Source organism: Lutibacter litoralis (assembly GCF_014646675.1).
Taxonomy (GTDB): Bacteria; Bacteroidota; Bacteroidia; order Flavobacteriales; family Flavobacteriaceae; genus Lutibacter; species Lutibacter litoralis.
Map to the genome: position 1 here is coordinate 299,892 of NZ_BMNS01000005.1, position 24,592 is coordinate 324,483.

Annotated in this window: 24 protein-coding genes; 16 read left to right on the forward strand and 8 right to left on the reverse strand. The window is 28.9% G+C overall.

Translation table 11 applies throughout. The annotated features are described in order from the left end of the window. The first annotated feature begins 10 nt into the window (after window positions 1–10). Window positions 11–1,285, forward strand: coding sequence for a kynureninase (gene kynU, locus IEW75_RS09750; protein ID WP_134246662.1), 1,275 nt, complete (start codon window positions 11–13; stop codon window positions 1,283–1,285). Between the two features lie 124 nt (window positions 1,286–1,409). Here the strand turns inward: kynU and IEW75_RS09755 are convergent, their stop codons facing one another. Continuing rightward, a complete protein-coding gene (locus IEW75_RS09755; RefSeq protein ID WP_134246661.1) occupies window positions 1,410–1,760 on the reverse strand; it encodes a 4Fe-4S binding protein in 351 nt (116 codons plus the stop codon). 45 nt (window positions 1,761–1,805) lie between these two features. On the opposite strand from IEW75_RS09755, the gene IEW75_RS09760 reads away from it, so the two are divergent. The 8 genes from IEW75_RS09760 (at window position 1,806) to miaA (ending at window position 9,872) form a co-directional block, all read left to right on the forward strand. Beyond that, window positions 1,806–2,867 carry an acyl-CoA reductase gene (locus IEW75_RS09760; protein WP_134246660.1) on the forward strand — a complete coding sequence of 354 codons (1,062 nt, stop codon included), beginning with the start codon at window positions 1,806–1,808 and terminating at the stop codon, window positions 2,865–2,867. A gap of 81 nt (window positions 2,868–2,948) precedes the next feature. Then, window positions 2,949–4,019 carry a 3-phosphoserine/phosphohydroxythreonine transaminase gene (gene serC / locus IEW75_RS09765; RefSeq protein ID WP_134246659.1) on the forward strand — a complete coding sequence of 357 codons (1,071 nt, stop codon included), beginning with the start codon at window positions 2,949–2,951 and terminating at the stop codon, window positions 4,017–4,019. A 21-nt stretch (window positions 4,020–4,040) separates the two neighbouring features. Beyond that, window positions 4,041–4,991, forward strand: coding sequence for a D-2-hydroxyacid dehydrogenase (locus IEW75_RS09770; RefSeq protein WP_134246658.1), 951 nt, complete (start codon window positions 4,041–4,043; stop codon window positions 4,989–4,991). Between the two features lie 99 nt (window positions 4,992–5,090). Beyond that, the gene (locus IEW75_RS09775) at window positions 5,091–6,341 is read left to right on the forward strand and encodes a DUF1015 domain-containing protein (RefSeq protein ID WP_134246657.1); all 1,251 of its coding nucleotides are present in this window, start codon (window positions 5,091–5,093) and stop codon (window positions 6,339–6,341) included. A gap of 4 nt (window positions 6,342–6,345) precedes the next feature. Continuing rightward, window positions 6,346–7,014: a YggS family pyridoxal phosphate-dependent enzyme gene (locus IEW75_RS09780; protein WP_134246656.1), complete on the forward strand. Its 669-nt coding sequence runs from the start codon at window positions 6,346–6,348 to the stop codon at window positions 7,012–7,014. A 5-nt stretch (window positions 7,015–7,019) separates the two neighbouring features. Beyond that, the gene (locus tag IEW75_RS09785; protein WP_134246655.1) at window positions 7,020–8,099 is read left to right on the forward strand and encodes an exonuclease domain-containing protein; all 1,080 of its coding nucleotides are present in this window, start codon (window positions 7,020–7,022) and stop codon (window positions 8,097–8,099) included. 47 nt (window positions 8,100–8,146) lie between these two features. After that, on the forward strand, window positions 8,147–8,974 hold the full coding sequence (locus IEW75_RS09790) for an ion transporter (RefSeq protein WP_134246654.1): 828 nt from the start codon (window positions 8,147–8,149) through the stop codon (window positions 8,972–8,974). Continuing rightward, on the forward strand, window positions 8,967–9,872 hold the full coding sequence (miaA, locus tag IEW75_RS09795; RefSeq protein ID WP_134246653.1) for a tRNA (adenosine(37)-N6)-dimethylallyltransferase MiaA: 906 nt from the start codon (window positions 8,967–8,969) through the stop codon (window positions 9,870–9,872). The genes IEW75_RS09790 and miaA overlap by 8 nt, the downstream gene beginning before the upstream one ends. A 56-nt stretch (window positions 9,873–9,928) precedes the next feature. On the opposite strand, the gene IEW75_RS09800 is transcribed toward miaA, so the two are convergent. After that, window positions 9,929–10,567 (reverse strand): response regulator transcription factor, encoded by a 639-nt coding sequence (locus IEW75_RS09800; RefSeq protein ID WP_134246652.1) that lies wholly within the window; start codon window positions 10,565–10,567, stop codon window positions 9,929–9,931. A gap of 78 nt (window positions 10,568–10,645) precedes the next feature. After that, entirely contained in the window at window positions 10,646–11,764 is a 1,119-nt protein-coding gene (locus IEW75_RS09805) for an ATP-binding protein (RefSeq protein WP_158283756.1), read from the reverse strand. Window positions 11,765–12,091: 327 nt separating this feature from the next. On the opposite strand from IEW75_RS09805, the gene IEW75_RS09810 reads away from it, so the two are divergent. The 3 genes from IEW75_RS09810 to IEW75_RS09820 all read left to right on the forward strand — a co-directional run bounded on the left by IEW75_RS09810 (window position 12,092) and on the right by IEW75_RS09820 (window position 14,069). Further along, window positions 12,092–12,616: a nicotinate-nucleotide adenylyltransferase gene (locus tag IEW75_RS09810; RefSeq protein WP_134246650.1), complete on the forward strand. Its 525-nt coding sequence runs from the start codon at window positions 12,092–12,094 to the stop codon at window positions 12,614–12,616. A gap of 197 nt (window positions 12,617–12,813) precedes the next feature. Next, a complete protein-coding gene (locus IEW75_RS09815; RefSeq protein ID WP_134246649.1) occupies window positions 12,814–13,317 on the forward strand; it encodes a nicotinate-nucleotide adenylyltransferase in 504 nt (167 codons plus the stop codon). 377 nt (window positions 13,318–13,694) lie between these two features. Further along, complete coding sequence (locus tag IEW75_RS09820; RefSeq protein ID WP_134246648.1) at window positions 13,695–14,069, forward strand: DoxX protein; 375 nt, start codon at window positions 13,695–13,697, stop codon at window positions 14,067–14,069. 118 nt (window positions 14,070–14,187) lie between these two features. Here the strand turns inward: IEW75_RS09820 and IEW75_RS09825 are convergent, their stop codons facing one another. Then, entirely contained in the window at window positions 14,188–14,571 is a 384-nt protein-coding gene (locus tag IEW75_RS09825) for a hypothetical protein (RefSeq protein ID WP_134246647.1), read from the reverse strand. Window positions 14,572–14,626: 55 nt separating this feature from the next. Further along, window positions 14,627–15,565: a hypothetical protein gene (locus tag IEW75_RS09830; RefSeq protein WP_229714428.1), complete on the reverse strand. Its 939-nt coding sequence runs from the start codon at window positions 15,563–15,565 to the stop codon at window positions 14,627–14,629. A gap of 357 nt (window positions 15,566–15,922) precedes the next feature. Between IEW75_RS09830 and IEW75_RS09835 the strand changes: the two genes are divergently transcribed. Beyond that, window positions 15,923–16,609 (forward strand): TonB-dependent receptor plug domain-containing protein, encoded by a 687-nt coding sequence (locus tag IEW75_RS09835; RefSeq protein WP_134246646.1) that lies wholly within the window; start codon window positions 15,923–15,925, stop codon window positions 16,607–16,609. 309 nt (window positions 16,610–16,918) lie between these two features. On the opposite strand, the gene IEW75_RS09840 is transcribed toward IEW75_RS09835, so the two are convergent. Then, entirely contained in the window at window positions 16,919–20,140 is a 3,222-nt protein-coding gene (locus tag IEW75_RS09840) for a VPS10 domain-containing protein (RefSeq protein WP_134246645.1), read from the reverse strand. A gap of 173 nt (window positions 20,141–20,313) precedes the next feature. Here IEW75_RS09840 and IEW75_RS09845 point away from each other — a divergent pair, with 173 nt between their 5' ends. Then, window positions 20,314–21,150 carry a sulfurtransferase gene (locus IEW75_RS09845; RefSeq protein WP_134246644.1) on the forward strand — a complete coding sequence of 279 codons (837 nt, stop codon included), beginning with the start codon at window positions 20,314–20,316 and terminating at the stop codon, window positions 21,148–21,150. Window positions 21,151–21,242: 92 nt separating this feature from the next. Here IEW75_RS09845 and IEW75_RS09850 read toward each other — a convergent pair whose 3' ends face one another. Continuing rightward, window positions 21,243–21,611, reverse strand: coding sequence for a GerW family sporulation protein (locus IEW75_RS09850; protein ID WP_134246643.1), 369 nt, complete (start codon window positions 21,609–21,611; stop codon window positions 21,243–21,245). Between the two features lie 26 nt (window positions 21,612–21,637). Beyond that, window positions 21,638–22,132 (reverse strand): hypothetical protein, encoded by a 495-nt coding sequence (locus tag IEW75_RS09855; RefSeq protein ID WP_188704029.1) that lies wholly within the window; start codon window positions 22,130–22,132, stop codon window positions 21,638–21,640. 233 nt (window positions 22,133–22,365) lie between these two features. Here IEW75_RS09855 and IEW75_RS09860 point away from each other — a divergent pair, with 233 nt between their 5' ends. Both IEW75_RS09860 and IEW75_RS16060 read left to right on the forward strand, forming a co-directional pair. Beyond that, the gene (locus tag IEW75_RS09860) at window positions 22,366–23,808 is read left to right on the forward strand and encodes a YfcC family protein (protein WP_134246641.1); all 1,443 of its coding nucleotides are present in this window, start codon (window positions 22,366–22,368) and stop codon (window positions 23,806–23,808) included. Between the two features lie 132 nt (window positions 23,809–23,940). Next, a partial coding sequence (locus tag IEW75_RS16060; protein WP_188704032.1) for a TIGR02757 family protein occupies window positions 23,941–24,592 on the forward strand: 652 nt, incomplete at its 3' end.

Sequence of the window (24,592 nt, forward strand, 5' to 3'; positions counted from 1 at the left end):
GAATTTTAATATGAATCGTTTTTTAGAAAAAGCAGAAACACTAGATAAAACAGACTCCTTAAAAAGTTTTAAAGATAAATTTGTAGCTGACCCTTCCTTAATTTATTTAGATGGAAATTCACTGGGAAAATTACCGATTAAGACTATAGAAACTACTACTAATATTATAGAAAACCAATGGGGCAAGAATCTTATTAGAAGTTGGAACGAACATTGGATAGACCTTTCGAAAGATATTGCAACAAAAATTGCTAAAATTGTTGGAGCACAACCAGATGAAATCTTTGTTGGAGACACAACTTCTTTAAATTTGTATAAATTATTAGTTGCTTCACTTGCTCTTCAAAAAGAAAAAACTGAAATTATTACAGATGATTTAAATTTCCCTACAGATTTATATATTATTCAAGGACTTATAAAACAACAATTTAAAAATCATTCGTTAAAAATTCTAGAAAGTACAGATGAAATTTTTATGGATCCTGCCACAGTTCGTGAAGCTATTAATAAAAATACATCATTAATCACCTTAAGTTTAGTTAGTTACAAAAGTTCTTTTTTATATGATATGAAATCTATCAATAATTTAGCACACAATAAAAATAGCTTAGTAATCTGGGATTTATCGCATGCTGCTGGCGCAACAACCATTAAACTGAATGAAACTAATACAGATATGGCTGTAGGTTGTACCTATAAATACTTAAATGGTGGCCCTGGAGCGCCTGCTTTTTTGTATGTACGAAAACATTTACAAGACAAACTTACCAATCCTATTTGGTCTTGGTTTGCACATCAAAAACCTTTTGATTTTAATCCAAATTTTATAGAAACTTCTGGAATACAAAAATTTGCAATTAGCACACCTTCCATTCTCTCATTAGGAGCAATAGAACCTGGTTTAGATATAATCTTAGATGCTGGAATGTCAACTATTGAAGTAAAAAGCAAAAAACAAAGTGCCTTTTTAATTGAATTAATTAAGGAGTATCTTATTCCTTTAAAATTTGAAATTGCATCGCCATTAGATGAGTCTCAAAGAGGTTCACACATTTCAATAACACATGATGAAAGCTATAGAATAAATAGAGCTATGATTGATCCTAGAGATAAAAGTACAAAAATTGTAATTCCAGATTTTAGACCTCCAAATTTAATTCGCATTGGAATTACGCCACTTTATACGTCATACCTAGATTTATATGAAGCTATAATTAGAATCACAGAAATTGTTACAACCAAAGAATTTGAAAATTATTCTACTGAAAAATTGACAGTTACATAAATATAGTTTAAAAATAACATGTTGTTAAACTTTACAGAACTTAATTAAGGTTCTCATAATCCTGAACAATCAATAAATGCTATTTTAAAATTCTAATGATTATACTGGAATAATCTACAACTTATTATTCCTTATGTAAAAAGGTCTTTTTAGCCAATAGTTGTTCCTCTGTTTCTATATTTTCATCATCTGGAACACAACAATCTACAGGACAAACAGCGGCACATTGAGGCTCGGTATGAAAACCCTTACACTCTGTACATTTATCAGCTATTATAAAAAAAACATCATCACAAATAGGCTCTTGAGAAGTATCAGCGTCAACTTTTTTACCATTTGGTAACACCACATTTCCCGATAATACTGTACCTTCTGAAAAACGCCATTCTTCAGAAGCTTCATAAATTGCATTATTTGGACATTCTGGCTCACAAGCACCACAATTTATACATTCGTCTGTTATTTTTATTGCCATACTATTATTTACATTATTTTTGCAAATATAAAATTATATTTAAATATGAATTTAGAGCAACGCATTGAAGCTTTTGCTAAACTTGGAGATTTTTTCGGACAGTTTACTACTAACGGAATTGTAAAAAAAAATACTTCAGAAATTAATACCTTGTTTTATGAGGCTTTTAAAATGCAAATTGAACGAGCCCAAGAATTTAATGGTTGGTTTACAAAAAATAATGTTTTAAAAGCTTTTGAAAGTTGGCATATTGCACTTACCCAAGAAAACTTAACCAAATGGACTTCAATATATAATTTTAGTAAATCGTCAGATGTAAAAAACGTTGCTATTATAATGGCTGGAAATATTCCTTTGGTTGGATTTCACGATTTTTTATCGGTACTAATAAGTGGACATAATACAATTGTTAAACAATCTTCTAACGATAAACATTTTTTACCCTTAATTGCAAAATATTTAGAACATCTAAATCCTTATTTTAAAAATAAAATAACATTCACTGAAAATAAATTAACTGATTTTGATGCAGTTATTGCAACTGGAAGCAATAACACAGCACGATATTTTGAACATTATTTTGGTAAATACCCTTCAATAATTAGAAAAAACAGAAATTCTGTAGCAATTTTAACAGGAAAAGAAACTAACGAAGAATTAGAAGCTTTAGGAGAAGATATTTTTCAATATTTTGGTTTAGGCTGTAGAAGTGTTTCTAAAATTTTTGTTCCAAAAGATTATAATTTTGACCTCCTTTTTAATGCTTTATATAAATTTAATACAATTATTAATTATAAAAAATACGAAAATAATTACGATTATAATAAAGCAGTTTATATAATGAGCCAATTTAATATTATAGAAAACGGATTTGTAATGTTAAAAGAAGACCCAAACTACGCATCACCAATTGCAACTGTATTTTACGAGTTTTACCATTCCTTTGAAAATCTAAAGCAAAGATTATCTTTAGAAAGTGAAGAAATACAATGTATAGCGTGTAACGAAAACGTTGTAGATTTCGTAAAATTCGGCAAAACTCAATACCCGAAATTATGGAATTATGCAGATGATATAGATACAATTGATTTTTTAATAAAAATATAATAATATTTTTCGTAAAAATAGTGCTTATATTTCTCTTTTTTTTACGAAATTTGTAAGAGAAATTAATAATATTCTATACAAATGAAAAAACATAATTTTAGTGCAGGTCCATGCATTTTACCACAAGAAGTTTTAAAAAAAGCATCAGATGCTGTTGTAAACTTTAACGGTATTGATTTATCGTTAATTGAAATTTCACACAGAAGCAAAGAGTTTGTTGAAGTGATGGAAAATGCACGTAATTTAGTTAAAGAATTATTAAATGTACCTGAAGGATATTCAGTACTATTCTTACAAGGTGGAGCAAGTCTTGAATTTTTAATGACGCCCTATAACTTATTAAAAGTTGATGGAAAAGCAGGTTATTTAGATACTGGAACCTGGAGTTCTAAAGCTATTAAAGAAGCAAAATTATTAGGAGAGGTAGATGTTATAGCTTCTTCAAAAGAAGACAACTTTAACCATATTCCAAAAAATTATACGGTTCCTACAGATGTAGATTATATTCATTTTACATCTAACAATACAATTTTTGGTACGCAATTTAAAGAATTCCCAAAAACAGATAGCTTGTTAGTATGTGATATGAGTTCTGATATTTTTTCTCGTCAAATAGATGTTTCTAAATTTGATTTGATATATGCAGGTGCGCAAAAAAATATGGGTCCAGCTGGAACAACATTGGTAATTGTAAAAGATGAGATTCTTGGTAAAACAGGAAGAACAATTCCTGCAATGTTAGATTATAAAGTACATATTAGTAAAGATAGTATGTTTAATACACCACCTGTATTTCCAGTATATGTTTCTATGTTAACGTTAGAATGGTTAAAAAACTTAGGAGGTATAGCTGCAATTGAAAAAATAAATAACGAAAAAGCAGCGTTATTATATGCTGAAATCGATAGAAATCCACTATTTAATGGATTTGCAGCAAAAGAAGATCGCTCTTTAATGAATGTTACTTTTACCCTAGCCAATGAGGCACATAAAGAAACTTTTGATAAACTATGGAATGATGCGGGTATCAGCGGTATTAAAGGCCATAGATCAATTGGAGGTTACAGAGCAAGTATATACAACGCAATGCCTATTGAAAGCATACAAGTTTTAATAAATACAATGCAACAATTTGAAAAGCAAGTTTCATAAACTATAAAAATCTTAATAAAAATGAAAGTATTAGCAAACGACGGATTAGCCAAAAGCGGAATAGCAGCATTAGGGTTAAATGGTTTTGAAGTAGATTTAACAACAGTAGCTCAAGATCAATTGGTAGATTATATCAATAAAAATGAAATTGATGTAATTCTTGTTAGAAGTGCTACACAAGTAAGAAAAGATATTATTGACAATTGCCCTTCATTAAAAATTATTGGACGTGGTGGTGTTGGAATGGATAATATTGATGTTGAATATGCACGCGAAAAAGGGTTGCACGTTATAAATACGCCTGCAGCATCTTCTCATTCAGTTGGAGAATTAGTTTTCGCACACTTATTTGGAATGTCACGTTTTTTACATGATTCTAACAGAAGCATGCCTTTAGAAGGTGATTCTAAATTTAAAGTATTAAAAAAAGCGTATGCAAAAGGTACTGAATTAAAAGGAAAAACTTTAGGTGTAATTGGTTTTGGAAGAATTGGACAAGCTACTGCAAAAATTGGTTTAGGGCTTGGAATGGATGTAATTGCTTTTGATCCTTTTATTGATAATGTAAACTTAGAAATAGAATTTTTTGACGGACAATCGTTGTTTTTCAATATAAATACAATTTCTAAAGAAGAATTATTAAAACAAGCAGATTTTATTTCATTGCACGTTCCTGCACAAAAAGAATATGTTATTTCAACAAAAGAACTTGAATTAATGAAAGATGGAGCATTTCTAGTAAATGCAGCGCGTGGAGGTGTTGTAGATGAAGTCGCTTTGGTGAAAGCATTAGAAAGTGGAAAAATAGCTGGAGCAGCTTTAGATGTTTTTGAAAATGAACCAAATCCAGAAATTCAATTATTAATGAATCCTAGCCTATCCCTTACTCCGCATATTGGAGCAGCAACGGGTGAAGCACAAGATAGAATTGGAACTGAATTAGCTGCACAAATTATTGAAATTTTAAAGTAATTTTAGCTCTTAAATACTATAAAAAGGGCTGTCATATTTCAGCCTTTTTTTGTATTAAATAGCTTAATTTTAACCAACATATATTAGAAATATTTAATTATGGCAATTATTAAACCATTTAAAGGAGTTAGACCTCCTAAAGAACTTGTTCAAGAAGTAGCTTGTTTACCTTATGATGTAATGAATTCAGAAGAAGCCCTTAAAATGGCTGAAGGTAAAGATGCCTCTCTATTACATATAACACGTGCCGAAATTGAATTTGAAAAAGGCACAGATTCTCATAGTGATCCAGTATATTCACGAGCTAAAGAAAATTTAAATACTTTTCAAAAGAAAGGGTTTTTAATTCAGGATACAGAAACTCATTATTATATTTATGCACAAACAATGAACGGTAATACTCAGTATGGTATTGTTGGGGCTGCATCTTGTCAAGATTATTTGGATGGAAAAATTAAAAAACACGAGTTAACACGTCCAGACAAAGAAGAAGACCGTAAAGTATTAACGCGCTATCTAAAAGTAAATATTGAACCTGTTTTTTTTACATACCGAGCTGTTCCTGAAATTGATGAAATTGTTTCTGATATTGTAAAAAATAATGAAGCTGATTACGATTTTACTGCAGAAGATGGTTTTGGTCATCATTTTTGGGTTATTAAAAGTTCAGAAATAAATAATACCTTAGAACAACTTTTTGCTGAAAAAGTACCTTGTACTTATGTAGCTGATGGGCACCATAGAACTGCCGCAGCTGCAGGAATGAGCCAAGAATTTGCTAATAATAATCCAAATCATACCGGTAACGAACCTTATAACTTTTTTATGGCTGTTCATTTCCCAGATAATCAACTTAAAATAATTGATTATAATAGAGTTGTAAAAGATTTAAACGGATTAAGCGCTTCTAAATTCTTAGATAAAATATCTAAAAGTTTTAAAATTTTAGAAGTAAGTGAATCTATTATAAAACCTTCTAAGCTTCATGATTTTTCTATGTATTTAGATGGAAAATGGTATGGTTTAACTGCAAAAGAAGGCACTTATAATGATAATGATCCTATTGGAAGTTTAGATGTAAGTGTTTTATCTAAATGTATCTTAGAACCAATCTTAAATATTAAAGACTTAAGAACAGATACAAGAATTGATTTTGTAGGTGGAATTCGCGGTTTAGGTGAGTTAAGCAAACGAGTAGATAGCGGAGAAATGGCTGTTGCCTTTGCTCTATTCCCAGTAAGTATGAATCAATTAATGAATATTGCCGATACTGGAAATATTATGCCTCCAAAGGTTACTTGGTTTGAACCAAAATTAAGATCAGGATTAGTAATTAATAAATTAAATTAATTTAGTGAGCATTGAATCTAATTTAAATACTATAAATAATACATTACCAGCACATGTTAAGTTAATTGCTGTTTCAAAAACAAAACCTGTTTCTGAAATATTAGAGGCTTACAATGCTGGGCAAAGAGCTTTCGGTGAAAATAAAATTCAGGAAATGGCTGAAAAGTTTGAACAATTACCGAAAGATATTGAATGGCACATGATTGGACATCTACAACGCAATAAAGTGAAGTATATGTCCAATTTTGTACATTTAATTCATGGAGTTGACAGCTTAAAAACATTAAAAGAAATTAACAAACAAGCAATTAAAAGCAATAGAGTTATTAATTGTTTATTACAATTAAAAATTGCTAAAGAAGATACCAAATTCGGGCTTTCAATTAAAGAAGTTGAAGAAATATTAATTTCTGAGGAATTTAAAAGTCTTTCAAACGTTAATATTCAAGGTTTAATGGGAATGGCAAGTTTTACAGATGACGAAACAATTGTAAGAGCCGAATTTAAAACTTTAAAAAATTATTTTAATAACTTAAAAATACTAAGTTCATCAAATTTCAATCCAACAATAATTTCAATGGGAATGAGTGGCGATTATAAAATAGCCATAGAAGAAGGTAGTACTTTAGTTAGAGTTGGAAGTGCTATATTTGGAACAAGAAACTATATATAATTAATTTGTACGCAATACTCGACATAGAAACAACTGGTGGTAAATTTGATGAAGAGGGAATTACTGAAATTGCGATTTATAAATTTGATGGAGATCAAATAGTAGATCAATTTATTAGTTTGGTAAATCCAGAAAAAGACATTCAACCTTTTGTTGTTAATTTAACTGGAATTAATAATGGCATGTTAAAAAATGCCCCAAAATTCCATGAGGTAGCAAAACGAATTGTTGAAATTACTACAGACTGCATCCTGGTTGCCCATAATGCAAATTTCGACAATCGAATTTTAACTACTGAATTTAGACGTTTGGGATTTGCTTTTGAAAGAGAAACTTTATGCACCGTAGAATTAAGTCAGAAATTAATTCCTGAACAAGATTCATACAAATTAGGAAAATTGTGCAAAGCACTTGGAATTCCGGTGTCAAGCCGACATAGAGCAGATGGAGATGCCATTGCAACCGTACAATTGTTTAAATTATTGCTTAATAAAGATTTTGAAAAACAAATTATAAAAAAAGCAATAAAAACAGATAATTCTAGAAAATTAGCGCCAAAATTATTAACAATTCTAGATGAATTACCTACCAAACCCGGATTGTTTTATGTATATAATGTAGAAAGAACAATTTTGTATATTGGAAAAGGAAGAAATATTAAAAAGACTGTTAATCAATTGTTTTTAAGAACTTCAAAAAAAGCTAAAACATTACAAGCCGCTGTTGTTTCAGTTACTTTTGAAGTAACAGGAAGCGAACTAATTGCACAATTAAAACATATAAAGGAACTTCAAATAAATAAACCTAAATTTAATTTTAAACAAAAGCCTAATTTTACAAAAATTGAATTTAGTAACACCAACTTACTTGTTATTGATAAAGGTAGAAACGTTGGAGAAAAATCGGTTTTATTAATTGAAAATAACGAGTTTAAAGGTTTTTGTTATACTGAATTAGCCCATCAAACAACCAATATTGAAATTTTAAGAACCCTTATTTCGCCTATGGAAGATTCTATTCATAATAGGTGTACTATAAAAAAATACCTCCAAAGAAATAATGTTGAAAGGCTAATTCGATTTTAATTAAAATAATTCATTTATTTTAGTAAAAAATTAAGTAATACTCTAAATTGGAAAAGCAAAAAGATACAAGGCATTGGAAAATCAAACTTCATGAAATTATTTATGAAGCTGATACACCTAATGGCAAATTATTCGATATCATTTTAATTCTTGCAATTATTGCCAGTATTATTTTGGTAATGTTAGAAAGTGTTGAAAGTTTTGATAATAAATATCATGATTTTCTTAACATTTCTGAATGGATTATAACCATTTTATTTACTATTGAATATATAGCTCGCATAATTTCTATTAAACAGCCCAGAAAATATATATTTAGTTTTTACGGTGTTATAGATTTATTGGCAACAATACCAAAATATCTTTCATTAATATTTGTTGGTACACACGCACTTGTTGCACTTAGAGCATTAAGACTTTTAAGAGTTTTTAGAATTTTAAAATTAACGCGTTATTTAGGCGCATCTATAACTTTAGCAGGTGCACTAAAAGCAAGTAGAATTAAAATAGCCGTTTTTTTATTTGTTGTGTTATTATTAACAGTTATTTTAGGCACTGTTATGTATCTAATTGAAGGTCCTAAGAATGGCTTTACAAGTATTCCATACAGCATGTACTGGGCTATAGTTACCTTAACCACAGTGGGTTATGGAGATATTTCACCTCATACACCTTTTGGTCAGTTTATTGCTAGTATTGTTATGATTTTAGGTTATGGAATAATAGCTATTCCTACTGGTATTGTAACATCTGAAATGACTAGAAAAGATTCAATTCATACAAATACGCTACACTGTAAACATTGTGGAACAGATAAGCATATAGACAACGCGACATTCTGTAATAATTGTGGAAAAATACTGCACGATGAATAACTATTTAATTACTGTAGTTGGGGCAACTGCAATTGGAAAAACCGCAATAAGCATACAACTTGCAAAACATTTTAACACTGATATAATTTCCAGCGATTCGCGTCAGTTTTATAAAGAATTGAATATTGGAACTGCTGTTCCATCTTCAGAAGAATTAAACGCTGCAACACATCATTTTATTCAAAATAGATCCATTTTTGATACGTATAGCGTTGGACAGTTCGAAAAAGATGCTTTACAAAAATTAGACAGCCTTTTTTTAAAAAACAATACAGTTATTATGGTTGGTGGTAGTGGATTATATACCAATGCAGTTATAAATGGTTTAGATTATTTTCCTGAAGTGGCTCCAGAAATTAGAACGAAATTAAATAGTGAACTTGAAAACGATGGTATTTTAAAACTTCAAAATCAACTTAAAGAATTAGATCCTGAATCGTACGTCACATTGGAAATTGAAAATCCTCATCGATTAATTAGAGCTTTAGAAATTTGTATTGGAAGTGGTAAAAAATATTCTGAATTTAAAAACAAGCCAAAAGCCACTCGTAATTTTACGCCCATAAAAATTGGACTTTTTGCTGATAGAACAATTATGTATAATCGCATAAATCAACGTGTTGATATTATGATGCAACAAGGCTTATTAAATGAAGCTAAAGCATTGTATCCTCATAAAAACCTAAATGCACTTCAAACAGTTGGTTACAAAGAATTATTTCATTATTTAGATGGTAAATATACTTTAGATGTTGCCATAGAAGAAATTAAAAAAAATACCAGAAGATTTGCAAAAAGACAAGTTACTTGGAATAAAAAAGATACTTCTATTAATTGGTTCGATTTTAAAACTGATATTTATGAAATAATTACTAAAATTGAATCGTTATATCATTAATTTTTTTAATTGAAAACCCAACAATCTTAACATTTATAAATAAATAATTAGTTTTTTTATTCCAAAGAAACAAAATTCAGATATTTTTTTACGGCCCCTAGTTTACTATTCACGTGTAATTTTTTGTAAATGTTTTTTGTGTGGTAACGAATAGTATCAATAGAAACAAATAATTTATTAGCTACATTTTTTGCAGCTAAACCATCTGATAATGCCTGAAGTACTTCAATTTCACGAGATGTTAATTCTTCAAATCCATTTTGTTTAATATTCTTTTGTGGATTAAAAAAGTTAATTACTTTTTTTGCTACTAATGGCGAAATTGGAGCCCCTTCTTTTAAAACTTGGAGAAGTCCTTTTTTAATTTTTTTTAAAGGTGTATTTTTTAGTAAATACCCATCTCCCCCAGCCTTTAAAGCATCAAATACATGCTTTTCGTCTTTATAAATAGTAAGCATAATTATGGATACATTTGGATACTGATGTTTGATATGATGAATCCCCTCAATACCTGTCATTCCAGGAAGATTTATATCTAGTAAAACTACTTCTAATTCAGGACACCTTCCTATGCTTTTAAGAAATGCTTCCACAGAATCTACAACAATGTCACAAGTAAACTCAGGACGGTTTTTAAAATACACCTCTAAGCCTTCTCTAATTCCTTTATGATCCTCTACAATTGCTATATTCAAAATAATTATTTTAGTTGGTTTAGTTGGTTTTCTAAATATACTTAAAAATGAAACGTTAAAATTACATGTTCATGTAGTTTATTTATTTAAGTAGTTAAATAATAGTTCTATAGTAAATCCTTTATTATAATAAAACTGTATTTCTCCATGTATTTTTTCAACTCTTAATTTCATATTTTTTATTCCATTTCCATTTAGAGTGCTAAATTTATTGGTGATTCTAGTTCCGTTATCTTTAATAGTTAGTTTAAGGTTTTTTCTGTTTTTGGTAATTGAAACAAAAACTTTGGTTGCATTAGAATGCTTCATTATGTTTGTTATAGCTTCTTTAAAAATTAAAAACACATGCTGCCTACAATCTTGATTAATAAGTATTTGTTTCTTAGTTTGAAGAGATTGAAATGTAATCTCAATATTTAATGGAGTAAGATATTGATACAATATACTTTCCATACGATCTGACAGATTTTGAATACTGTTATTACTTGAATCTATTACCCATACAATATCACTTAACGCATCAACTGCGCATCTGCTTTCTTCAGCAATTTCTGATAAAAATTCTTTTTTAGATTTATTATCTATTTGCTCAAGTAACAAATCCGATTTTATTGCAATTCCTGTTAGAGCACTTCCTAATTCGTCATGTAAATCCCTTGAAATTTTCATTTTTAACGCTTCCATCTTTTTAAGATGATTTAATTCATATTTTCTTATAAAGAATAAAAGCAATACAAAACAACATATAGAAATTACTACAAACCACCATCTTTTATAATAAACTTGATCAACAATTATTGGTATTCCCATCGTTTTCATCTTCCAATTATCTTCATTTGTAGAATACACAATTTCTAAATTATAAGCTCCAGGAGGAAGATGTGTAAAAATAACTTCATTTGTTTTTTCTAAAGTTATCCAGCTACTATATAAACCTCTTAGTTTGTATTTAAACTTACAGTTAGTTGTTATTGGAAAGTTTGTGGTAGCAAATTCAAACTTTACAAAGGCATTGTTATATGGTAATTTTATACCCGTAAAATCGTTTTCAAAAAATATAATACTAGTTGATTTTTTGCTAGAATTATACCAACTCACTTTTTCGAAATTTAATTTTAAATTTTCAGCAGCTATTTTTATTAAGCTATCTTGATTCTCAACGTGAATTTCTTTTTTATTGGCTGTAACTCCATTCAATATATATGTAGAATCCTGAGCTCCTATATTTAATATAAAACAACAGGAAATACAAAAAAAATCGATTAATCTGTACCTTTTAAATAACATATTAGTAATATCTAATTGGGGTACTTAATAATAAAGAGGCTTTATTATTTTATATTTATAAATATAAGATAAATAATTTACACATTTGATTATTAGTAATTTATTTATACAACTACATTTTAATGTAGTAACATTTACTCTATTTGTAATGTATATTTGATACATAAAATAAAACCTCAGTTTACAAAATTTCAGTCTATAAATCCCTAAATATATTATTAACTAAAACTGTTTATTATGAAAAATTTAATTATTTACTTAATTTTTATAGGTTTAACAACATCAATATTTGCTCAAAATTCATCAAATACATATGAAGTGACTTTTAATGAAGTTGAAATTTTTAACACTAATACAAACTATCTTAACGCTATTGGCCATAGAGATGCTGCAGAACTTGTAAAATTTTTAGTAGAAAAAGCAGTTTCGTATGATTTGGAGTACTCCAATTGTTTAAAAGCAGATTATGAAAAACAAGAATATTATGTACAATTTAAAATTCCACAAGGTGAAATTTTGGCAGTATATGATAACGACGGTGAAATTATTCGAACATCAGAAAAATTCGAAGATATTAGTTTACCATTGGCGGTATCAAATGCTATAGTTAAGAAATATTCTGGCTGGAAAATATCTAATGATATTTACAGAGTAACGTACGTAAAAGATGGAGCATTAAATAAAACATATAAACTCTTTATTGAAAGAACAAATATTGGTAAAAGAGTTATTAAAGTTGATGAAAATGGCAATTTTATTTAAAAAAAATACTATTAAGAGCGCATGTGATAGCAATATTGTCCCTAAAATTTAAGCTAATACAAACCTCATATCTAGAATACTATTTTAAAAATACATTTAAAAAATTTTATAACATATTTTAATTGTCATCCCAATAACACTATTTAATATTTTATTACTACTAAATTATTTATTACTAACATCAAAAAATTATTATCATGAAAAATTTAATTATTACCTTAATTATTACTGCATGCACAGCAATAAGTTTTGCTCAAGAAAAAACAGTAGCATTGGAAGAAGTTGAAGTAACAGGAGTCAATTATAAATATTTAGATGCTCTTGGAGACGGATTTGTAGCAAAACCTGTAAAAATATTAGAACAAAAAGTTGCTAATTTTGATTTAACAAGTATAGATGGCTATGAAGATGAAGAAAATGAATATTTTGTATATTTTAAGATTCCGGTAGGTAAAATTTTAGCGGTATATGATAAAGACGGGGAAATAATGCGTACCTCAGAAAAGTTTAAAGATATTAGATTACCATTAGCAGTGTCTAATGCTATTGTAGAAAAATACCCGGGTTGGAGTATTGAGGGGGATATTTATTTGGTAAAATATATAAAAGATGAAAAAATTAGTAAAACCTACAAACTTTTTTTACAAAAAAATGGAGAACATAAAAGAGTTAAAACAGATGATAATGGAAATTTTCTGTAAAAATCTTTAATTATAATAATGAGGTCTGTCTCATCTGTCAAAATTTAGAATAATTTTAATAGCACACGAATTACATAATGACTGTAATTTAGTCTTACATACACTTTTTAAATTTCTTAATATCTTTTAAAATAAGTTTAAGAAGAATAGGTGCGGCAGCTCCAAATTTAGACTAATTTTTGTAGGCTCAGTTAAATACTCAAAACAGAAAATAAATCTATATCCAGAATATAACTTTTTATCTTTCATTAGATATAAATGTGATTTATTTTACTGTAGCAACTCCAACAGGATAGTCTTAAAAACTAAATTATTTTTTTTAACACCCATATAATAAATAAATACATACTACTAACAACAACTAAAAAAACAAACCAATGAAAAAAGCATCAACAATCATTAGTATACTCCTTGGGATTACATTAATAATTTTCGGACTAAACAAATTTTTTAATTTTATGCCTGTAATGGAATTGTCAGCTCCAGGATTGGAATTTATGGGAGCATTTATAAAAGTAGGTTATGGAATGACTATTGTGGCAATAATTGAAATTATAACAGGTATTCTTATTGCAACTAATAAATTTAGAGCTTTAGCATTAGTTATACTATTTCCAATTTTGCTAAACGCATTATTATTTCATATGTTTTTAGATCCTGAAAATATACTACCTGCAGTATTGGTAGTTGGAATGAACCTTTTCTTAATGTACTCTAGTAGAGAAAAATATGGTCCGCTTTTTCAAGCATAATATAAAATTAAAACTGTATATTTAAATAACTGAATTAGTGCGCTTTTTTTAAATATTCACAGCTGTATTGTACCCAATTATACCTATTACACATCCTTGGGTTTAAAGCGTTATATCTTTATGTAGTTGCTTTAAAATACTGTTGCAAGCAACTACTTTGATCATCTAAAAATGCTTCAATTTCTTGAATAAAATCTGCTGTTTGTTCTTTACGATTTATGGTTAAATGAATAACTATTACCTCTGGATCTGGTTTAATTCCTGTTGTAATAGTCCAAGCTAATGCATTTGGACACTCTTCCAATGCTAAACGTATTCCTCCCCTAATTAGGCTTCTTGTTAAGGTGAATTCACCCCAAACACTTCCAATCTCAGCTTCAGTTGTATTTTGATTCCCAATAACAAAAAGCTCATTGCTAATAGATTCTAAATTTGCAATAGTAAGTTTATCTTGAATCCTCTTTTCTGTTGTCTTTACTCTAATAATTCGGAAAAATTCCATATCAAATATTTATTAATTGTAGTTGTAAATTATAGTACAACTATTATATTTAAAATTAATTTACGTTAAAAATAGTATAAGTCCTTGTCCATGCTACTGATTGCTTAGACTTAATAAATATATTAAAAAATAACTCAGGGCTAATCACATGTTTCCATCCCCAAAGATTAACTTTATGTGTCCGAAAACTTCCTATTTCACTGATTCCAATTCCATTCTTTTTATTTATTAATTCCCAAGCCGCATTGCTACTTTCACCGCCTGAAATATTGCTAAAAAAGAATTGCTCATTAGGTGAACCATTAAAACTAATTTCATTTTGCCCAATATCAACTTTTTCTTCAAGATTTACCGTTTTCTTAAAAAATGTCGGTTTTAATTTAAATGGAAATTTCAACAAATAATTTGGACCTATTAAATTTTTATTAATCGCCGTAAAATTGTGCACATATTCATCGGTAATAATATCTTTTTCGCCTGTGTTATGCAAATAATATTTGATTGTAAAATTATTTTCATGTACTTCAATCTCCTTTTTTAATACATAAGAATAGCCATTGACATTTTTTGACTTGCAAATAATTAATATTTTATTTAATTCATTTATAACTTTAAATTCGGCTGGTAAAATCTCGTATTTTTTAGTACACTCATAGGTATTATCATCTTTTTTTAATAATCCCACACCTATTTTGTGAAACCAACCTCCTATTTCAACATCATTAAAACCTAAAGCCGTATCAATTCCAAATTCATTATAAAATCCTCTTCCAAAAAAATTCTCATTTTTACAATCAGTTCTTTCAACACTCGACAAAGAAATGTTTTGAAATTTAACTTCTGTAATTTTCCCTGTCCAGTCAAATCTCGAAAAATTATAATTTTCATTTGGTAAATCGACATGAATTTCAAGATTTTCATTTTTAAGAATCTGTGTCATATAAAGCAAAAATTTTTTGATTAAATTAAAAAAAATCCGATGTCTAATAAACAATTAATATTCTAAAAAATCTCGTTTTTAAACTATTATTTTACAAAGTTTAAAATTAACGTTTTCTAAAAATATTTTATATTATTATTTAAAGAATCTTAATACAAATCCATAATTGGTTGAGTTAATTTGCACATAATGCATTTGGTGTTTTTTAACAACATCCAATAAATTTTCAATATGCTTTAATAAAAAATACTCACTTTTAATTTTATAACGTATAATATCTTTTTCAATTTTTTTTTACTTATTTTCAAATTAAAACTATTTTTTACAATTCAAGATTGTTTAGAACTCTTTTACATTGCCCCTATTAATTAATATATTCGTATATTTATATACTTCAATTAAAATTAAATCATGAAAAAAACCTTTTTCAATACGTTTTTACTAATTTTATTATGCTTTTTTACAAGCGTTTTCTATGCTCAAGAAAGAACAATTACAGGAGTTGTTACAACTTTAAAAAATATTGCAGTAGTTAATGCTGAAGTTAAAGCAGTAAGTAGTAAGGTAACTGTATTAACTGATTCACTTGGGAATTTTAAAATAAATTGTTTAGATAACGATAAAATTAAAATTAGTGCCGAAGGTTTTTATTCTCAAAAAGTTAAAATCGACGAATCAATTAAAGAAGTACTTATAAATTTAATTTTTAAACGTGGGGAAAAAAATATTGATGTAGCTGTAGGTTATGGACATATTAAAGAAAAAGATAGATCTTATGCAATAACAAGCCTTAAAAATGAAAACAATTTTGAATTCACAAAGTATTCGAATATAATAGAACTTATAGTTAATAGTTCGCCTTCTATAACAATTAATAATGGTGGGATAATAATTCGTGGTGAAAGTTCTTTAAATGGTTCTAGTGCTGCTTTAATAGTTATAGATGGTATAGATGCCACTATGTCTCAATTATCTTCCTTGGCTCCTATTAATGTAAAAAGTGTTGATATTTTAAAAGGTGGTTCTGCAGCAATATACGGTTCTAGAGGTGCCAATGGTGTAGTACTAATTTCTACAAAAAGAGGGGGCGATAAATAAAGAAAAGTAGTTTTAATATCCTAAGCATCTATAGATAGCATCATACTTAGTGTCTAAATATATAAGAATAGTAACGGTCTCTTTTATTTAATTTCAGGTTCTTTTAATTAGATTTTGAACTAATGCCAGTAATTCATCTTTAATTATAGGTTTTTTAACATATATTTGTTTTTAATAGCATCATTTTTTTGAAGTTTATTAAAATCATACTCAAATTTAGTTAGTTAGGCTCAGTAAATTTATGACAAATGTCAAGAAATAAAAAAAGCCAAGTACAATAACTTGGCTTTTTTAACTATTTATCAGTACTTATTCTTCGTAATATCTTCGTTGCTGTGAAATGTTGAACAACACACCACCAGCATTCTCAAACTCTTTTTCAAGACTTGGAATTTCAGTTGTAAATAACGCATTCAACTTGCCTGAAATACCATTAAAAGCATCTTGCGCTAATTTAAATTGCTCTTTTTGCGCTCCAGTAATATCAACTTGTGCTGAATATGTGGTATATAACGCATATCTATTACGAGATGCTACAGAATTCTTAGCTCCAAATCCTCCAACAATTATTTTAGCTACTTTATCAACTTCCTTTTGAGCTTCATTTAACTTAGTTACAAGTGTATTTGCTTCAACAGGTGTTTTTTCTAGAATTGCTTTCATATTAGAAATTCTAGTATTCATATCTCTTATTTTTCCATTAGCCGCAGTTACGTTTGCGTTTAAATCGTACACACCTTTTAAGAAATTAAAATTAGCTTCGTAATTTGGAGTACCTAATGCGTTTGGTAATGAAATTACTTTAAATGCTTTTGGTTCAACCAGTCTAGTAAACTTACCATTTTCGTTCTTATCTAAGGCTACTTTATACGTTCCTGGTGGTACTTTTATACCTCTATTGGTTAAGTAACTTAAATCCCAAGAAATACTGTTGTATCCCTTCTTAAGTGGCGCTTCAATTTTGCGTACAATAACATTAGCATTATCGTAGATAGTAAACACTAAGTTTGGTTTTACTTCATCACTTTCCAATCTTAATTCCTCTTCTGAAGGATAATAGTAAGTTTCTGATTTTTCTGAAGCTTTTTGTTTTTTAATTCTTTGTTGTTTCAAAGATTCAAAACCATTTTTTACATAATACTCGAAAGTAGCAGCCGGATCTGGATTTTTAGTTCTAAAATAAACATCCCCTTGGTAGTTTAAATTACTTGAAGGAAAATATAATAAGGTTTCATCAATTTCAAAAATATGTGCTTCTTTTTCAGGAATTGAAGGGTTTAATTCGCGCAATGCCGCATAATTATCTAACACATAAAATCCTCTTCCAAAAGTAGCAACTACAAGGTCATTTTCTCTTTCTTGAATGGTGATATCTTTTACTTGAATGGTAGGAATTCCCTTTTTAATTTGAACCCATTTTTTACCACCATCTATTGTTGTCCAAACGCCCCATTCTGTTCCAATAAATAAAATGTTAGGATTTACGTGGTCTTCTTGAATACAATACACAGTTCCTGAAGGTAAATTTGAAGCTATAGAACTCCACGTTTTTCCGTTGTCTGTACTTTTAATTAAATAAGGTGTAAAATCGCTGCTGTTTTTTCTTCCATCAAAACAAGCATACACAGTACCTTGTGTGTGTTGAGAAGGTAAAATATAATTTACAAACGTCATTTCTGGAACTCCAGTAAACTTATCGTAACGTGTCCAATTTTCACCATCATTTTCTGAAGTCCAAATCAATCCGTCATCAGTTCCCACATACAACATTCCTTGTTTTAAAGGAGATTCTGCCAAGGCAAAAATATTTCCAAATTTAGAAGTTGACATGTTTTTTGCAACGGCTTCTGGTGGCCACATTTTACCCATCATTGGTAAGGTATTTTGATCAATTCCTCGAGTCATATCACCACTTACCTTTTTCCAAGTGCCACCCATATCTGTACTTTTTAGCACATAATTTCCGCCAACATAAAGGGTTTTATTATTGAATTTACTAATAAAATATGGCGTATTCCAATTCCAATTATACTCTTCATCTTCAGTAGGTTGTGGCTTAATTGAGATGCTATTTCCAGTAGTTCTATCGTATCTTCTTAATCCACAATATTGCGATTCGCAATAATGAATATCTGGATTTTCAGGATCTGGAATCGATAAATATCCATCACCACCAATAGTATACGTCCAGTCTGCATTTACAATATTTCTTCTATGCGTTTGCGAAGGTCCAAACCAAGAACCGTTATCTTGAGCGCCTCCATAAACATTGTAAAACGGATAATCATTATCGGTACGCACATGGTAATATTGTGTAATTGGTAAATTGCTTTTAAACTGCCACGTTTTAGCTCTGTCGTAACTTTCATAAATACCACCATCACATCCTACTAAATAGTGATCGGTATCATCTGGATTTATCCAAAGTGCATGACTGTCTACGTGTTTATTTCTACCCTCAATGTTTTCCCAAGTTTTTCCACCATCATCAGACAAACCGTTACGAGTATCCATTAAAACTATTAAATCTGGATCAATAGGATCTGCATACAACTCGTTATAATATTGTGGGCTACTAGAAACTTTATCACTTCTTTTTACCCAGCTTTCACCTCTATCATTAGATCGGTAAACGCCTCCTTTATTTCCCGGAAGTTCAATAACAGCATAAACAATTTCTGGATTAGAAGAAAGTGCTAAACCAATTCTACCAACATCTCCAGAAGGCAATCCTTTTGTTAATTTTCTCCAAGTAGCACCTGCATCTTCAGATTTATAAATGGCAGACTCTGGCCCTCCATTAATTTTTGAATATACCCTACGTTCTCTTTGATGCGAAGCTGCGTATAAAACATCTGGGTTTCTAGGATCCATTTCCATATCAGATACTCCCGTGTACTCTCCTATTTCTAAAATTCTATTCCACGTTTTTCCACCATCAATTGTTTTATACAAACCTCTTTCGCCACCTGGACCCCAAGCTTGACCTTGAGAAGCCACATAAACAATGTTACTATTTCTTGGGTCAATCATAATTTTTCCAATTTGAGAACTTGTTTTAAGTCCCATATTGGTAAACGATTTTCCTCCATCGGTTGTTTTATACACACCATCTCCGTAGGCCAAATTACGTTGTGTATTATTTTCACCAGTTCCTACCCACAGTACATTCGTATTGTTAGGATCCATTGCTAAACAACCTATTGAAAAAACCGATTCATTATCAAAAATTGGTTCAAAAGTTGTTCCGTGATTTATAGTTTTCCATAAACCGCCTGAAGCAACACCTACATAGTATTCTGAAGGGTTTTCTGGGTTTACAGCAAAATCTGAAATTCTACCTGAATATGCGGCAGGACCAATACTTCTAAAACTAAACATGTTTAATGTTTGGTTGTTAAGTTCGAATTGCTCTGAAGTTTTGTCCGTTTTCTTTTTTCTTTTTTGAGCAATAGTTTGTTGCGTAGAAAAAATAAAAAACAACAATAAAATAGTTGAAACTATCCAACTTTTGTTTTTGATATTATACATAAAATTGTGTTTAAATTGATAAAATTAAATTAGTCTACTAAAATAAACATTTTATTTAATGAATTTTGGTACTGATTTAATATAGAATAATACTAAATAACGTGAAATAGCAATTATTTTCAAGAATTAAAATTGAGTGTATCTTTACCAAAACTATTAACAATCTTATATATATGCAAAAGACCATAGTATCCGTAAAATGGCTTCATAAAAATTTAAATGATCCTGATTTAATTATCTTGGATGCGAGTCAAACAAAAACTATAATTAACACAACATCGAAATTTCAGGGTTTACAAATTAAGAATGCTCGTTTTTTTGATATTAAAAATTCGTTTAGTAAAAATGATACTGATTTACCAAATATGCTTCAAGATCCCACAGATTTTGAGCAAGCATGTAGAAAACTTGGTATTAATAAATCTAGTAAAATTGTAGTTTACGATAACTTAGGAATTTATACCAGTCCAAGGGTTTGGTGGCTATTTAAAACTATGGGACATACTAATATTGCTATTTTAAATGGTGGATTACCAGCTTGGAATCAAGAAGGTTTTGAATTAGAACCTATTACTAAAAGCACTTACAAATTAGGTGATTTTGAAGCAATATTCCATCCAGCATTAGTAAAAGACATTGAAGCTATAAAAACAAATTTAACTACTAAAATTAATTTGGTAATTGATGCTCGTTCTGAAGGAAGATTTGATGGTACTGCTCCAGATCCAAGACCAGATTTAAAAAGTGGACATATACCAAACTCTATAAATTTGCCTTATACAGCGGTGCTTGAAAATGGAAAATTTAAACAAAAAGAAACTCTTAAAACTATTTTTAGCAATTTACAAATTGATGACAATCCTTTAATTTTTACGTGTGGTTCTGGAATAACCGCTTGTATTTTAATGCTTGCAAGCGAACTTGTTTCAAACAATACAAAAGCGGTTTATGATGGTTCTTGGACAGAATGGGCTTCTGAAAAAGAGACTCCAATTAACACTAAATTTTAAACATTAATAGATTAAAAGACTGTTTAAAGAATAACTTAATAGTTCTTTTTAAACAGTCTTTTTTCAAATTTTAAACAACTTTAAAATTTAAATTAAACTTCAGCCTGCTCTTTATTTCGTTCCTTAATTATTTTTTCAACTAAGTCTGGAACTTTTTCAAATAAAGCAGCAATCCCATGAGTTTTTCCTGCTTCAAGGAACGAAATATGATCACCTTTGGTAACCAAAAAACCAATTGGCTCTATGCCAACTCCAGCACCAGCCCCAATTCCTTCGGCGCTACGATCTTTCTTTTCATGATTTTCTCCTCCGCCTGAGCCAAAACCCATACCAACTTTAATAACTGGTACACATTTAAATGCTCCTAAATCAAATTGCTTTCCAATTACAGTATCTGTATTTGCTTCAGTCTTCATAAAATCTGTAATTTGTTTTAATAATTCTTCAAAATGTAAATCCATAATTTTTAATTGTTAATTGTTAATTGTTAATTGTTAATAAATGTTTTAATAATATTAAATGGTCTGTTTTGTATGCGCAACACCATTTGATTTTTACCTGCAAAATTGATGTTAAAACTTCCAAAATTATAATTCAATACTGCAAAAACAGGGTATAACTTTGCATTTAGTATACAATCTCCAGTATCAATATTTACAAGTAGTTTTTTTACTTTAAATGTTTTTAAAATTTTATATCCTTTTTTTAGTCCAGCACGCCTTTTTTGCCTTAATCCAGTTGACTTTTTTGTTTTTTTGTTTTTATTGGAACTTTTTAATCTTAGTGGATAGAAATAAAACTTAAAAAAGAAGAGTTGCATTCGAATTTTTAAAACTGCTACTTTATCACTTTCCAAACTAATTTTAAAAAAATGTGTTAATTTTAAGTAATATGTATTCGCAGTTGTATCTAAATAAATTACAATTGGAGCAACTAATAAATATAATACCAACAACAAAAACAGAACTAAAAAAATGCCCAAATACATATTTTAAAATTTTATTTGAAGAACTAAATTTTAAAATTAATATGCTATGATGCGTATCAATTTAACGCTTGTAATTAAAAAAAACAGTATGATTTTAATCAGTTTAAACGATCTTTTAATAAAAAAAATAAGAATTCTAAATGTCATCGTTACTTGGTTAGATTTTAATAAATATGATTAATTGAAAATATTAATTATATTGGTAATCAACTAACTATAAAAAACTTATGAAATTCAGCCAGTTTAGAATTCCCCATGTTTTCATTTTTCTTTTTCAAATAATAATTTTCTGTTCAATTCTTAGCTATATAATTCCTTCTGGTAGATTTGATCGGGAGAAAAAGGTAATTCATAAAATAGAACAAAGTGTTGTTGTGTCTGGAAGTTATACTGAAATACCGAAAAACATATCTTTTAAGGGCGTCTTAATTGGAGAAAATGTAGAAAAACATGCTTCGCCAAATTCACTTTTTAGTATATTAACTTCTGTTCCAAAAGGGTTAACTCAATCGGCAACATTAATTTTTTTTATTTTTATTTTAGGAGCAGTTTTCAATCTAATTGTTGAAACTAAAACTATTCACGCCTTTTTATGTGAATTGATAAAAAAATTTAGTAAAAATCCTACTTTATTATTTTTTCTAATTTATTTAACGATTTCTACAGGTAGTGCATTTATGGGGATTAGTATCGAATTAATACCACTTATCCCAATCTTAATAATGCTAGCAAAACAAAAAGGTTATGATCCTATGTTTGGCTTTGCACTTGGAGTACTTCCTGTTTATATTGGGTGGTCCACAGCAACAACAAATCCTTTTACAGTTCAAATTGCGCAACAAATTGCTGAATTGCCTATTGGGAGTGGTTTTGGACTTCGGTTTATTATTTTTATAATAGGTATTATTATTGGGTTTTCATATCTAATGAGGTATGGGAATAATGTTAAAAGAAAAAAAATCACGTCCTTAACTTCAAATGATACAAATGAAATTGATAGCCAAGATGAGATTAAGAATGTTAAATTAACGAGTACCCACATTTTAATTCTTCTTGTTTTAATGGTAGGTTATGCTTTAATTTTATCTGCAGTTCAGTTTATGGGATGGGGACTAATAGAAATGAGCGCTGGGTTTATAGCAATTGGTATAGCAGTTATTTTTATAAGTGGATGGTCGGGTAATAAATCAATGGAAGTTTTTATTGAAGGACTTAAGTCTATGATTATTCCAGCATTAATTGTTGGTGTTGCAAGAGGAATTTCAATTGTAATGGTTGATAGTCAGATTATGGATTCCATATTGTTTTATTTTTCAAGCACACTGGCAAATCAATCGCAATCTGTAGCTGTTTCAGGAATGCTTGTTTTCCAATCATTTTTAAATTTCTTTATTCCATCTGCTTCTGGTCAAGCATTGGTTTCAATGCCACTAATGACTCCCCTATCAGATTTATTAGGTATTTCTAGACAAACAGCTGTCCTGGCATTTGTTTTTGGTGATGGGTTTTCAAATATGGTAATTCCAACGAATGGAGTGCTAATGGCGATGCTTGGGATAGGTAAGATTTCTTTTGGCAAATGGATTCGATTTGTCCTTCCTGTTTTTTGGGTTTTAATAATTCTTGCAATTATAACGGTTATTTTAGCTGTTCGAATTCAATACAATTAGAATTTACATAATTATAATACACAATTAATGTTATTATGTTTTGAGGTTAATTTAGTTTTTAATTACCAACTATAAAACATATAAACACATTTAATTTAAAATTGTATATTTCCCCAGTTAAATAGCAAAATAGTGAATATAATAGAGCTAAAAGAATTTCTTGAGGAAAAGGTACTAGAATACAACCAACCAAAATTTATTGATAGTGATCCTATACAAATACCACATCAATTTACCATAAAAGAAGATATTGAAATATCAGCACTTCTAACTGCAACCATTGCATGGGGAAATCGGAAAATGATTATTAAAAACTCCAAAAAAATGATGGAAATTATGGGTAATTCACCTTATGATTTTGTAATGAATTATAAACCACACCATTTAGATAATTTTGAAGGATTTGTACATAGAACTTTTAATAGTACAGATGCTTCTTATTTTATGAAAGCGTTGCAGCATATTTATAAAAACCACAATGGATTAGAAAGTGTGTTTTCTAATTATTCAACAAAAAAATCAACGCAACCTGCAATTCATAAATTAAAAGAACTTTTTTTTGAAATTCCGCACGCAGAACGTACTAAAAAACACATTTCAGATCCGTTAAAAGGTTCTGCCGCAAAACGTATAAATATGTTTTTAAGATGGATGATTAGAAATGATACAGCCGGTGTAGATCTCGGTGGTCGCCGTATCATTAAAAAATCAATTTTATCGTGTCCATTAGATGTTCATTCTGGAAATGTAGCACGAAAATTAGGATTGTTAATAAGAAAACAAA